The 14,076-nt window shown below is 54.6% G+C and carries 9 protein-coding genes; 1 reads left to right on the forward strand and 8 read right to left on the reverse strand.

What is annotated here, in order from left to right:
• Window positions 1–55: 55 nt before the first annotated feature.
• From EVJ24_RS00530 to pulA, 4 genes are all read right to left on the reverse strand, one after another.
• Window positions 56–475 carry an RDD family protein gene (locus EVJ24_RS00530; protein WP_131438814.1) on the reverse strand — a complete coding sequence of 140 codons (420 nt, stop codon included), beginning with the start codon at window positions 473–475 and terminating at the stop codon, window positions 56–58.
• Window positions 476–491: 16 nt separating this feature from the next.
• Complete coding sequence (locus EVJ24_RS00535; RefSeq protein WP_131438815.1) at window positions 492–1,568, reverse strand: nitric oxide synthase oxygenase; 1,077 nt, start codon at window positions 1,566–1,568, stop codon at window positions 492–494.
• A gap of 110 nt (window positions 1,569–1,678) precedes the next feature.
• Window positions 1,679–4,525, reverse strand: a complete 2,847-nt coding sequence (locus EVJ24_RS00540; RefSeq protein WP_131438816.1) for a sensor domain-containing protein — start codon at window positions 4,523–4,525, stop codon at window positions 1,679–1,681.
• Window positions 4,526–4,751: 226 nt separating this feature from the next.
• Window positions 4,752–7,670: a type I pullulanase gene (pulA, locus tag EVJ24_RS00545; RefSeq protein ID WP_236637497.1), complete on the reverse strand. Its 2,919-nt coding sequence runs from the start codon at window positions 7,668–7,670 to the stop codon at window positions 4,752–4,754.
• A gap of 215 nt (window positions 7,671–7,885) precedes the next feature.
• Here pulA and EVJ24_RS00550 point away from each other — a divergent pair, with 215 nt between their 5' ends.
• Window positions 7,886–9,010, forward strand: coding sequence for a GGDEF domain-containing protein (locus tag EVJ24_RS00550; protein WP_236637498.1), 1,125 nt, complete (start codon window positions 7,886–7,888; stop codon window positions 9,008–9,010).
• A gap of 30 nt (window positions 9,011–9,040) precedes the next feature.
• Here the strand turns inward: EVJ24_RS00550 and EVJ24_RS00555 are convergent, their stop codons facing one another.
• From EVJ24_RS00555 to arsA, 4 genes are read right to left on the reverse strand one after another with little or no spacing between them, the layout of a single operon-like run.
• Window positions 9,041–10,699, reverse strand: a complete 1,659-nt coding sequence (locus EVJ24_RS00555) for an FAD-dependent oxidoreductase (RefSeq protein WP_131438819.1) — start codon at window positions 10,697–10,699, stop codon at window positions 9,041–9,043.
• A gap of 13 nt (window positions 10,700–10,712) precedes the next feature.
• Window positions 10,713–11,999 carry an arsenic transporter gene (locus EVJ24_RS00560; protein WP_131438821.1) on the reverse strand — a complete coding sequence of 429 codons (1,287 nt, stop codon included), beginning with the start codon at window positions 11,997–11,999 and terminating at the stop codon, window positions 10,713–10,715.
• A 30-nt stretch (window positions 12,000–12,029) separates the two neighbouring features.
• Entirely contained in the window at window positions 12,030–12,308 is a 279-nt protein-coding gene (locus EVJ24_RS00565) for a Fe-S cluster assembly protein HesB (protein WP_131438823.1), read from the reverse strand.
• Complete coding sequence (gene arsA, locus EVJ24_RS00570) at window positions 12,305–14,062, reverse strand: arsenical pump-driving ATPase (protein WP_236637499.1); 1,758 nt, start codon at window positions 14,060–14,062, stop codon at window positions 12,305–12,307. Before arsA ends, EVJ24_RS00565 begins: the two co-directional genes overlap by 4 nt.
• Between the last annotated feature and the right edge of the window lie 14 nt (window positions 14,063–14,076).

A 14,076-nucleotide genomic window follows, 5' to 3' on the forward strand; every position in this document is an offset into this window, starting at 1 on the left:
CCGCCACTTCCCCGAAGAAAAAAGCAGAACGATTGCGGAATCGTCCTGCTCCCGTTCATTTTGTCGAAATCAGTTTCGTGTGGGCGAACTCATCGTGCGGCAGTTCGAGGTCTTTATTCGACTTCATCTGTTGAAGCGCACGAAGAAGTGGTAGACCGAGCGTCGCCGGATAGACGACGTCCTTGTAGAGCGTCCGTTTCATGACTTGCTCGAAGGAAAGCGGTCGGCCATCTTGGCTCACGACTTTAATCCCGACGATTTTGTCGCCGATCGTCTGCCCGTCCCGGTTGAGCAAGAAGTAGGCTTCTCCTGCGATGGAGACGATTGTCGGTAAGTAATAATGCTTCACTTCTTTATCCGGCCAGATTTTTTTACGGATCGTCTTCTCGACGAGTTTCGCGGGTGCTTCTAATAGGATTTTATCGATTCGACTAGCTACAGCGCGTTTCCAGATTGGGACTGCCACGTTCATCATCCTTTCGTTTCGTTTCCTAGCCTTTAGATTCCTCTTTTGGCTTGGCTTGAAACGCTGAAAACGGACAACCTGATCGCGCGAACAAGTTCGGCGTCACAATCTTGTCATCATAGTGCCGATGAAAGACGTGGGTCGAGGCCGGTGACAGCGGCGGGATGAGCCAACTCCACTGTCCGGTCACGTCACGACCGGCGTCCGTCTCATTTTTCTCGAACCGTTTAAACTGTTTCGCCGCTGTATGATGGTCGACAATCGTCACGCCGGCGCGCTCGAACGATTGCAAGACGGCGACGTTCAGCTCGACGAGGGCGCGGTCACGCCAGAGCGTCCGCTCTTTTGACGTATCGAGACCGAGTGATGTCCCGACAAGCGGGAGCAAATTATAGCGCTCAACGTCGGCGAGGTTGCGCGCCCCGATCTCTGTCTCCATGTACCACCCGTTGAACGGAACCGATGTGAAGTGGTGTCCACCGATCTCAAGCTCCATGTCAGCGATGGCCGGGACGGCGTGCCACTTGACGTCACGACCATCGAACAAATCGACGTCGTCATGACGAATATCGACCTCGAACACGGCATCGGTCGGCAGTTCATACATGCGGATCTCGTTCCCGTCTGTAAGCAAGAGCGGTAACAGATCGAAAGCAGTACCGGCCCCGACCCAACCGAGACGCATCGCCTGTCTCGTCATCGACAGCGATAGCGGGTCACCGACGATGCCGTCTGTCGTCTCGTACGCCGCATAACGGATGAGTTGCGTGTTCAAAATCCGAAAACGGTTCGGGAGGACGGTCATCGTCGAGCGGATCTTTCCACCGTTCGTCGCGTAGCGAAGATGGGCGACGATTGCTTCAAACACCTCGTCGAACGTCTCCACGTCACGCGAGTCATGGACGGTGAGTGTCTGCCAAAACAAGCGGCCGATGCAGCGGTTCGAGTTGCGCCATGCGAGTTTTGCCCCGGACGCCAATTCGTCCGTCGTGAGCGTGTACGTCCCGGTCCGCTCGATTTCGGCTTCGATCTCCCGTAACCGTTCGGTATGCTCCCCTTCAAGTTGTGAGAAAAAGTGGCGGGCTGCCTGTAGTCGATCCATCGTTTCTGTCTCCTCTTCTAATCTGTCCCTTCCATCTTAGAGAAAACTGCGTCCCGTTTCTAGTTTTAGAGCGCACAAAAAGCGAGCCGGCAAATCCGGCTCGCTGTGTCTCATCCTTCGACTAAGTCTTTCGCTTGTTGAATCGTAAAGCCGCGCGGTTTGTCACTTTCGAGCGCAGTCAGCCGTTTCTCGAGTTCGACAGTCTGTTCGTACGTCGCTTCATATTGATACAATCCGTTCGCAAGCTCGGTCAATCGCGTCACTTGAATCGGCAGCGACGGCTGCCCGTCATCAAGCAAGATGACGAGATTGATGTCACTATCGACCGGTAACCGGATCGAGCCATAGAAGGCGATCGCTTTAAAGCCGCGCTTCATGATGACGATTGGCGATGTCCCAACCGCGACCGCTTGATTGCGCAGCCGCGTGATCGTGATTCCGGCGTGGATCAACCGGTTCGACGGTTGGATCGTCTCGACGTACTCCTCGATCGGAATGAGCGTTCCCGTCTCGAGCGCTTGTTCAAAATCGGATTCTCGCAACGGTCGGCTGAAAATAAAACCTTGAATGACGTGACACCCGAACTCACGGAGTCGAAGCAAGTCATCCATCATCTCGACACCCTCGACGACGACGTTCATCCCGAACTCTTCGGCGATGAGGAGCAGACTCCGGATGATGCCTTGGGCTTTTCGGCTTTGGTTGACGTTATGGGCGAAGATACGGTCGATCTTGATCGTCTGGGCACTGTACGCCTGCAAGTAAGCAAGCGACGAATACCCTTTACCGAAGTCGTCAAACGCGATCGGGATACCGAGGCTGTTTAACCGTTCGAACGCTTGTGTGATCTGCTGGGCGTCGTCTAACAGTGACGTCTCCGAGATCTCGACTTCGAGATACGACGCCGGGACGTGGAAGCGGTCTAACATCTCTTCGAACACGCGTTCAAACCGTTCTTGATACAAGTATTTGGCTGAGACATTGATCGAGATTGGGACTCGATGTTTGAGCGATGTGATATAGCGGCACACCTCTTCGATCAACCAGTTGGTCAAATCGAGATGGAGGCTGCTCTCCTCGGCGAGCGGAATAAATTCGGCCGGCGAGATTGAGCCCCACGTCGGGTGCGTCCAACGCATGAGCGCCTCGGCTCCGACGATTTGACCGGTCCAGGCGTTCACTTTCGGTTGATACATCAAATAGAATTCGTTGTTTTTAAGAGCACCTCGCATATCACGCAACAGTTCGTAGCGTTTGAGTGACTCGATGTCCATTTGCGACGAATACAGTTCGAGTTTCGTCCCAAACTTTTTATCGGCCCGGTTCATGGCGACGCATGCGTGCTTGATTAATTCGCTCGCCTGTGCCCCGTCTTCAGGATAGCGGCTCACGCCGATCGAGATGCGCGCGAACAAGTCATACGCGTCAATATGGAACCGGTGCTTCGACAGCGTTCCTAACTCTTTCCCGAGCGCGAGCACTTCCTGGTCTTCCATCCGGCGTGGCAACACGATCAAGACGTTATCCGCATCGAGATGACCGAGCAAGGCGTCTTGTGGCAACAGACGAATCAATTGGTTCACCGTCGCGACACGCCACTCGTCACCGAGCTCGTAGCCGAACGTATTGTTGATTTCGGCAATCCGGTTGAACGAAAGCGAGAACAATGTGAACGGGTCGCGTTTGCGCGTGAGTTGATAGACCGATCCTGTGATTGATTCACGGTTCGGCATGTTCGTGATCGGGTCGAGCGAGGCGAGGCGCCAGATCTCTTGTTGCTGTTCTTTCAGTTGGGTGATGTCTTTGACGAGCGTCCGAAACCCGATGACGATGCCGTCTTCAGAAAAAATCGGCTCCCGGTTCTCTTCGATCCATTTGACATTGCCTTTCGCATAGATACGATACGAGAACGTTGTCGTTTTACCGCTGAGCGTCACTTCTCGGGCTTGGTTCACTTTCGGCACGTCATCAGGAACGACGACACGCTGCCAATAGTCAGGGTGTGTGTTGAACTGGTCTTCCGTATAGCCAAAGATGTGCGAGAAGCCCGGCGTCAAAAATTTGAACTGTTTCGTCTCGAAATAACGTTCAAAAATGACCGAGTCGACGATTTCGCACAACTGCTTCACTTTGGACTGCTCCATCGTGAGCGCTTCTTCGACTTTGACCAAATTGGTGACGTCAAACATTGCCCACGTCACCGATTTTCGATCTTTTGACATTCCGACTTTGACGATCAAATCCAAATATTTTTGTTGCTTCGGATTGAACGCCTTGATTTGGGTCTCATATTCTTGCACGTCAGCATCGTGGATGAGCGTCTCGATGGCCGCCGCAAATTCTGGACGGTAATCCTCATGGATCATGTTACGGAAATGTTCGCGTTTCATATCTCCCAGTTGCCGCTTAGATAAGCCAAGCAGTTCACCCGTTTGCGGTGAATGGTAAAATTCGCCGGACTCGAGATCAAGTTCGATCAGGATGAGACCTGGGATACGCTCGAACAGCGTCCGTCCCACTTTCATCCGATTGTATCGTTCACGCAGTTCCATCTGGGTCGTCAAATCTTTGACGACGCCGTACAGGCCGGTGATGACCCGGCCGGTATAGAGCGGCGTGTTCGTGACCGACAGATGGATGCGTCGCTTGTCCGCATTCAACGCTTTCAGTTCATAATGAACGGTCTCCCCTTGGAGCGCCCGCTGATGAAAGGCGTGAACACGTTCACTCTCTATTTTTGGAAGCCAGGATGCAGGATGGACGAAACGCTCCTCTTCCCCGCTAAAGAGGAGCGACAACTTTTCGTTCGAGTCGACGAAGTTCAAGTCGCGATCCAGGACGTACACCGCGTCTGGATATTGATCGAGCAGTAATGGATCGATATTGATTCGCCCCTCATGTTCGGCCTGCTCAACGTTTGATTCTAATACATGCTTCCAATTACGGAAGAAGCCCATGTGTACCACTCCTTCGTGTGACAAATGTCACGTTTCGATACGTGTTAACTTGATTATACAAGAATGATTAGTTGAAAATGCTTCTGCATTTTTCAAATAAGGGAAATGAACCGAATTACAGACATATATGCAAAAAAATGTCATGTCTTAATGTACTGTTGACCTACTCCTCCACACGATTGCAACGTAAAAAAGACCACGGATATGTGCTCCGTGGTCTCGCGCATTATGGTTGCTTTACGACGACCGTCGCATACGATGGCACGTCGACATAGCCCGAGACGCGTTTGATCGTCTTCGTTCCTGCCTGGCTGCCGTCGACAATCACGTTCCACTGTCCTGTCGGAAGTTTCACTTTGACTGTTTCTGCGTTGGCATTATGTGTGATGAACAAGTCTTTCTTCTGGCCAGGCGCTTTGTCATCGATCAAATACGTGATGACGTTTGGCGCAGAACGATAGAACTTGACGTTCTTCTTGACGTCAGTCGCTTTCGTCATACGAAGGCCCGGATTTTGTTTACGCATCTCGATCAAGCCTTTCATGTACTGGACGTCCGCCTTACGGTCAGCGGCGCGTTTCCAGTCCATTTGATTGATGCGGTCCGGTGATTTGTACGAGTTATGGTCGCCTTCTTTCGTCCGCATGAACTCTTGGCCGGCATGGAGGAATGTTGTCCCCTGGCTCGTCAAGAGGATGCTTGACGCGAGACGATGCATCTTCGTCCGGTCTGCTTCCGACGCCTCTTTATTCGTGAGTTCGAGCTTGTCCCAAAGCGTGTGATTATCGTGCGCTTCGACGTACGTGATCGCTTGCGTTGGCTCTTTCGTGAAGCCTTTGATCTCGGCGTTGTAGTCGATTTCACCGACAATTCCCGTCTTGATGCGGTTCTCAAGACCGTCTTTGCCGTTGATGAAGCCGTTGTCCGTGTCGATGAAGACGCTGCCTTTCAAGCCGTCACGGATGTTGTCGTTAAAGTGCGCGACGCCCGGCATCTTATAGGCGTTCTTTTGGTTCGCCTTCAGGGCCGGGTCGAGCGGTGTGCTGAGGTCCCAACCCTCGCCGAAGACGAGGATCGATTTATCGACTTTGTCGAGCGCTTGGCGGACTTGGTTCATCGTCTCGACGTCGTGGATACCCATGAGGTCGAAGCGGAAACCATCCCAATGATATTCTTGCGCCCAGTAGACGACTGAATCGACGATGAGTTTTTGCATCATCTTGCGCTCAGACGCGGTGTCGTTGCCGACGCCCGTCCCGTTCGCGAAGTCGCCGCCTGCCGTGTAACGGTAGTAGTAGCCTGGTACGATCTTATGAAGGTTCGAGGCTTGCGCATCGAACATATGGTTATAGACGACGTCCATGACGGCACGCAAGTTGTGGTCGTGGAGACCTTGAATCATTTCTTTCATCTGCATGATTCGAACTTTTGCGTCATAAGGGTTCGTCGAGTATGAGCCTTCCGGCGCGTTATAGTTTTTCGGGTCATAGCCCCAGTTATATGTCGCGTTCGGTTTCGTCTCGTCGACCGAGGCCGTGTTGTAGTCATACACCGGGATGAACTGGACGTGCGTCACGCCGAGGTCTTTGACGTGGTCAAGACCGGTCTTCGTCGCCGTCTTCTTCCCGTTTTCAATCAAGCGAGTACCCGGTTGAACGACACCGAGGTATTTACCTTTATAGCGAATTCCTGAATCGTACGTGTTCGATGTGACGTCAAAGATTGAGAAGTCACGGACGTGTGTCTCGTAGATGATCGCGTCCGTCGCGTTTTGAAGCTTCGGTTTCATCGAGTTCCACCGTTTCGGTTTCGTCTCGTTCAAGTCGACGATGACCCCTTGGTCCCCGTTTACGCCGACCGCCGTCGCATACGGATCGACCGCACGGACGCTGCCTGAAGCATGCTTGACGTTGTACGTGTAGCCGATGCCGTCGAGGTCGCCGCGGACTTCAGCAGTCCACGTGCCGCGTTCGCCACGCTTCATCGCAATCGTTTTCTTGATATCCTTGTCGTTCGCTGGACGGTCTTTCGGCATGTTCCACAGTTCGAGTGAAACGTCTTGAGCCGTCGGTGCCCAAAGCACGAAGTTCGTCTTCGACTGCTTGTATGTGACGCCGAGCTTGCCGTCATACGCGTACTTCGCATCGAATTCCGGTGACCGGAGCACGTCGCCTGCTTGCAGCACTTTGTCGCCGAACGTCGGGTGCGACGCCGTGATGACTTGCGCCAAGTCGAGGTCAGCGCTGAAGTTAACTGTGACCGATTTGTCGCCAGCCTTCTCGACCGACTCGACTGCCGCGCCATCGACCTTCAATTCACTAAGGAACTGCTCATCGATCGCGCGGTTGAGCGTTAGTTCCGCCTGACGGAACGTGTTTGCCTCGAACGAGACGATTTTTGGTGAGCGGTCGATTTCTGGCTCTGAATAGTAAATCGTCGAATCACCTTCGACGAGCCAAATCTCTTTCGCCGTGCTGAGCGCGAAGCGGTCTTCGCCGTCTTTGTCGGACCATTCGCCTTTTTTCGTGATCAGACCGATGAGTTGTTTCGCATCCGGATTCGCAAACTTCACGTTCGCGACACCGCCGTAAGCGTCCGTCTCATCAAAGTTGATGCTTTGACCGTCGCCACCGTCCGGCCACGTCCAAACGCCCCAGTCGGTGTATGTATTGTCATAGCGGAAGTAATGGACTTTCATGTCGACTTCCGTCTTCGCCGTCTCCCCGTCCGGGTTCGACGTGTAGATTTTCGAGTCGCCCGACTTGATCCACACTTCGGCGACACCGTCCTTGATCATGTCTTTCGTGATCAGGCGGTCGTTTTCCGACCCTTTATCCTTGTCCCAATTGTCCGTTCGGACGATGAGACCGATCTGTTCAGGTGAGTCGACCGGGAATTCGTAGGCCGCCACCTTGCCGTAATCGTCCTCGCCGTTAAAAGCGAAGCCTTTGTTAGGGAAGTAATCTGGGCCATTCGCCCAAAGCCATAAGTTCCAATCCATTTGATTGTCTGGCGCCTCTTGATAGTGGACGACGACTAGTGTCGACTCTTTATCGAGGGCAGACGCTGACATCGGAAACATCGACAGAATCAGTGCAAACGTTAGCACAACTGCCCATACTGGTTTCCATTGTTTGTTGACCATGTGGGTCCCTCCTTGTAGCATGAATTTAGGAAAACGCTTACACAAAAATTGTAAACGTTTGCTTCCTTAATTTCAATTCTTTTCTAAATAAACAACTAACGTTTCCCATATCAAGCCACTTGTTGGTTCGAACTCCTTTTCCCATCACAAAATGATTGCTTTTTTATCCCCTTCTGCCGAATATAGAAAATAGGGGAGGAATTTTTAAAATGTCGATGACCAATTTAATCAATAATTTGATTGCCAACGCCAGCTTACTGCTGATCGGCCTTTATATGATCTCACGCCTCACGAAGCTCGGGTTCACGAGCAAGCTCCCGTTAAGACGGCAAATCACGATTTCACTACTCCTCGCCGGCCTGACGATCGCCATTACGTTGCATGGTGTGCTCTGGAACGCCCAAGCCGACTTTCAGTACGGGTTTGTCCCCATCATCATTGCCGGCCTTTACTTTGGCCTCCAAGGCGTCCGAATCACTTACGTCTCGAGCATACTGCTGCTCCCGTTCATCATATCGGATACGTTGCTGTTAATCGTTTTTCTCGACTATACGGTCGCGGCCACAACCGCAGTCGTCTATATGAAACTCCGGGAGCGGATCAAACCGACGCGGGACATCCGCATCGTTAACGTCATCAGCCTCGGATTCATCACCTTGTTCTCCCTCTTAAACTTTAGTACCTATGCCGCTCCAAAAATGTACGTCTATACGTTGATCGCTTTCGTCACGATTGGATATTCAACCGGGTTCGTCCTTCATATCGTCTATGGGGGCATCCGCAAGATGCAGCGCTCGGAACGGCAGATCACAAAATATCGAGAAGCCGCCTACACCGACGCCTTGACGGGTCTTGGTAACCGTCGTCGCTTCGAGGAAGAGATGAAGCGCGTCGACGAGGAAGTGTTCTCGAGTCCTTACGACATCACGCTGCTCTTACTCGATATCGATCATTTTAAATCGGTGAACGATACGTATGGCCATGATGCCGGCGACGCCATCTTGATCGAGCTCGGCAAACGGCTCACAGAGACGGCCCGTACCGATGACATGGTGTGTCGCCATGGCGGCGAAGAGTTCTCGGTGCTCTTATCGGACTGCAACTTGTCGCAAGGGTTCGTCATCGCCAACCGCTACTTGCGTCAAGTCGCGGAAAGTCCATTTTTGCTGCCAGACGGCAAACAGCTCGACATCACCGTCTCTATCGGTGTCGCGAGTACGTCCGAACCAAAGATCGTCACGTCTGAACAACTCGTCAAAAAGTCCGACCTCGGTCTCTACGTCGCCAAACGTAGCGGTCGCAACCGGGTCAGTAAATGGAATCAGCACTATGCAAATTAGACCCGACTCATACGAGTCGGGTCTAATTGATTAATTACCGTATTTTTTAAACAACTGATAGTTCTTGTTGCCGCCCGATAAGTTGTAGACGTCGGTGAAGCCGAGGTTACGGAGCACGTTTTGCGCCGCGTTCCCAGTGACGCCACCGTTGCAGTAGACGACCGTCGGCTTGTCTTTATCGAGGTCTTTTGACGCCTCGCGAAGCTTGCCGAGCGGGATGTTGACCGCACAGTCGACGCACGCCTTCTCAAACTGCGCCGCTTTCCGTGTGTCGATGACCTGGATGTCCTCATCCGCGTCGATCCGCTGCTGTAGCTCAGCCGGCGTGATGAGACGGGCCGACTTGTTCATGCTGTTCGCCAGTGCCATCCCCGTGTACATGACCGGGTCTTTCGTCGTCGAGAACGGCGGTGCGTACGCGAGGTCGAGATGGAACAAATCGTCGACTTTCGCTTTGAACGTGATCGCCGTGACGAACACGTCGATCCGCTTGTCGACGCCTTCGAAGCCGACGATTTGGACGCCGAGCAGTTGACGTGTCGCCCGGTCGCCGATCGCTTTGATCGTCATGTCTTTCCCGCCCATATAGGCCGGCTTGTCCGGTTTCGTGTTGTGGAGCACTTCAACGTCGTAGCCGAGGTCACGCGCTTCACGCTCCGAGAGGCCCGTCTGCGCGACCGCGAGGCCGAACACTTTGAAGATACCCGTCCCGAGGATACCGCGGTGTTCGAGTTCCCCGCCCGTGAGGAGATCACCTAGCGCACGTCCCATCTTGTTCGCCGTCGAGCCGAGTGGGCGCCAAATCGGTTTTCCTGTGACGAGCGAGACGCTTTCAGCGACGTCGCCGGCAGCGTAGACGCTGTCCACGTTTGTCTCCATTCGTTCGTTGATGGCGATCGCACCCGTCTCGCCGATCGTGACACCGATCGACTTGGCGAGTTCCGTATTCGGACGGACACCAACCGAGAGGATGACGAGGTCGGTGTCGATTGTTTTCCCGCTCTCCGTGACGACGCGTTCGACGTGACCGTCGCCGACGAGCTCTGTCACGGTCTCACCGAGCAACAGCTCGATGCCGTTCTTCTCGAGGTGGTCCTCGACGCGGCACGCCATGTCTTTGTCGAGCGGCGGCATCACTTGCGGGATGCGCTCGATGATCGTGACGTCGATGCCACGAAGTTTGAGCTGCTCGGCCATCTCAAGACCGATGAAGCCGGCCCCGATGACCGTCGCATGTTTCGGGTTCGTCGCGTCGACGAAGTTGCGTGTCGCTTCCGCGTTCTGGATGTTGCGGATCGGGAAGACGTTATCTGACTTCACGCCCGGGATCGGCGGGACGATGCTCGAGGCGCCGGTCGCGAGGACGAGGACGTCATAGCTGTCCGTAAACGTCTCACCCGTCTCCAGGTTTTCGACCGTGACCGTCTTCGCGTCCGCATCAATCGCCGTCACGTTATGACGCGTCATGACATCGATGTTGTAACGCTTTTTGAAGAAAGCGGCGTCGCGTGGCGTCAAGTCATCGCGTGACTCGACTTCGCCTCCGACGTAATATGGGATCCCGCAACCCGAGTAGGAGATATCGTAATCGCGGTCGTAAATCGTAATTTGTGCGTCTTCGTTGTTACGACGTGCTTTCGCCGCGACCGATGTGCCGGCAGCGACTGAACCGATGATGACTAACTTCATAAAAATCCACTCCTCAATATAGTAGTAAGCTGATATACAGGCCGAGCAACGTGATGGCAAGCGTCGGGATCGTCAAGATGATCCCGACTTTAAAGTATTGTCCCCAACCGATCTTAAGTCCTTTCGTCCGGAGCACGTGAAGCCACAAGAGCGTCGCGAGCGACCCGATCGGTGTGATCTTCGGTCCGAGGTCGGAACCGATGACGTTCGCATAGATGAGCGCTTCGCGAATCTGACCCGACGTATTCGTCAAATCGATGGCGAGCGCGTCGATCATGACGGTCGGCATATTGTTCATGACCGACGATAAGATCGCGGCCAAGAAGCCCATCCCGAACGTGGCCGTAATCACGCTACCTGAGAACCAGTCGATGAAGTTGGCGAGCACTTGCGTCAGCCCAGCGTTTTGTAGACCGTAAACGACGATGTACATCCCGAGCGAGAAGAAGACGATCGCCCACGGCGCGCCTTTGACGACTTGCTCCGTCTTCACGGCAGGCGAACGGTTCGCCATGATCAGGAAGAACAGGGCGATGACACCGGCGACGAGCGAGACCGGGATGCCGATGATGTCGCTCGTGAAGTAGCCGATGACGAGCAACGCGAGGACGACCCACGACAAGCGGAACATCTTATGGTCTTTAATGACCGTGCTCGGCTCGACGAGTTTTGACAAGTCGTACTGCTTCGGGATGTCTTTTTTAAAGTACAAGTACAAGACGAGCAGACTGCCGGCGACGGCGAACACGTTGACGAACACCATCCGCGCCGCATACTCGGCAAAACCGATGCCAAAGAAGTCGGCCGAGACGATGTTGACGAGGTTCGAGACGACGAACGGCAAACTTGCCGTATCGGCGATGAAGCCCGAGGCGATGACGTACGCCAAGACGACGGCGTCCGGTAATTTAAGCGCCCGTACCATCGCGAGCACGATCGGCGTCAAGATGAGCGCCGCCCCGTCGTTCGCGAATAATGCGGCGACGAGCGCACCGAGAAGCGTGATGTAGACGAACAGTTTGACACCGCCGCCCCCGGCGATCCGAGCCATATGTAAGGCGGCCCATTCAAAGAATCCGATCTCGTCCAAAATGAGCGAGATGAGAATGATGGCGATAAACGTAAACGTCGCGTTCCAAATGATGCCCCATACGGTACCGACGTCATCAAAATTGACGACCCCAGTGATGAGGGCAATGGCCGCCATCCCCATCGCCGAGTAACCGATGCCGAGGCCTTTCGGTTGCTTGATGATGAGGAAGAGCGTCACTAAAAAGATGATACTAGCAATCCACTGCACAATGAGTTCCTCCAATAATCTCTATTTTTGTTAGCACGTTTCTTGAAGACCACGGAGCACGAGGCTCGCGCTGTCTTCTGTCGATTCGACGTCGAGTGTGACGTTCTCAGCCATCGCTTCTGCGTCTTTCGCAACGGCGAACGTGAGGCCGTCATAATCTTTCACGTCGTCCGTCGCTTCCGGAGCGGCGATGTGCAGACCGAGCGTCGGTCCGCAGCACCCTGCTTCCGTACAGATCCGGACTGATTTCACTTCTTCATCCTCGAGTGCTGTTTTCATAAAATCGATCGCTTCATTCGTGATGTTCATTTGATTTCCTCCTTCAATAGTTGAGATAACGCCGGATAGCCGACCGGCAAGTGTTCTTGCCACGACAGTAACGTCGGACGCGGATACGTGTTCACCCGTTCGAGCCAAATCGCCTCACTCGCGACTTTCGCCGTGAGCAGTTTGCTTTCGACGTCGAGCGGTGTGAATGATTGGTTGACGACCCAGGCGAACGGACGGATGCCGGCCCGTTCCAAGTCGGTGACGAGCCGCTCGGCTTCATACACTGGTGTCGCTTCAGGGAGCGTCGTGATGACGACGTGCGTCTGTTTCGGGTCACGGAGCTTCGGCAACAGTTCGCGGACCGCTTCCGGGACGACACCGGTCGAGCGTTCGAGCTCACGGTGATAGCTCTCGGTCGCGTCGAGCAAGAGCAGTGTATGTCCGGTCGGTGCCGTGTCGATGACGACGAACCGGTCTTTCGCTTTGGCGACTTGACCGGCGAAAGCACGGAAAACCGCAATCTCTTCCGTACACGGCGAACGCAAGTCTTCTTCAAGCATCGCGCGCTGTTCATCGGTCATGTCCCCTGCTTCATGGAACACGTCGGCCCGATAGTTTTCAATCTCGACTTTCGGGTCGATCGCGTCGACGGTGAACGTGGCGGGCACGTCCTCACCGATTGTGAAGGCGACGTGTGCCGCCGGGTCGGTCGTCGTCAAATGGACGGCGTGGCCGCGTTCGCTCAAAGCGACGGCGAGGAGTGAGGCGAGCGTCGTCTTGCCGACCCCACCTTTGCCCATCGTCATGATGACGCTCGGACCGTCCGCTTCGACTTCATCGACGAGCGTGTCGATCGAGCCGTAACGGCTTGCATCATACGTCATATCCGGCACGGCGACCGTCTCCCCGTTCACCCAGCGGCGCAGCGCCGGGACGCCGACCAAGTTCTCGTAGGCGTATGGGAGCGTGAACGTCTCGAGCGTGTCGACGCCTTGTGGCAAGTTGGCGAGCGCGTCTTGTTGGCGCTCGATGAACCGTCTCGTATAACGGTCAGTGCCTTCCGCCGGATCGACGACACCGTTGATGACGAGCTGCATCCGCTCGATCCCGATGGCGTGGAGCTCCATCGCGGCACGACTCGCCTCGACGAGCGTCGACGTCTCAGGACGGGCGACGAGCAACAGTGTCGTCTCGTCTCCGTTCGAGAGCGTCTCGACCGCCCGTTTATATTGGTGTTGCTTGTCTGATAGACCAGCGAGCGGACCGAGGCACGAGACGCCGGTCGTGTTCGTCTCTAAAAATTCGTCCCATGCGCTCGGGAGCGTGAGCAACCGGAGCGTATGGCCGGTCGGTGCCGTGTCGAAGATGACATGGTCGTACGTGTCACGGGCCGTCTCTGACGTCAACAGCTCGGTGAACTGGTCGAACGCCGCGATTTCAACCGTGCAGGCACCGGACAGCTGCTCTTCCATCGACTGGATGGCGACGTCCGGGAGCACGCCGCGATACGGGCCGACCATGCGTTCCATGTACGCTTTTGCCGCTTCTTCCGGGTCGAAGTTCGCAATCGACAGCTCTGTCCCAGGGACTGCTCGTGGTGTCTCGTCAAGTTCCATCTCGAACACGTCCTGCAAATTGCTTGCCGGGTCGGTCGAGACGAGCAAGACGCGCTTGCCACGGTCGGCGAGCGTCAAGGCGAGGCTCGAGGCGGTCGACGTCTTCCCGACGCCGCCTTTCCCGGTCAAAAACATGTAACGGGTCGGCTCAATCGTATTAAAATCAAAGCGATTCATCATGACGCGCCTCC

The sequence above is a fragment of the Exiguobacterium sp. SH1S21 genome (assembly GCF_004337175.1).
Lineage (GTDB): Bacteria > Bacillota > Bacilli > Exiguobacteriales > Exiguobacteriaceae > Exiguobacterium > Exiguobacterium aurantiacum_A.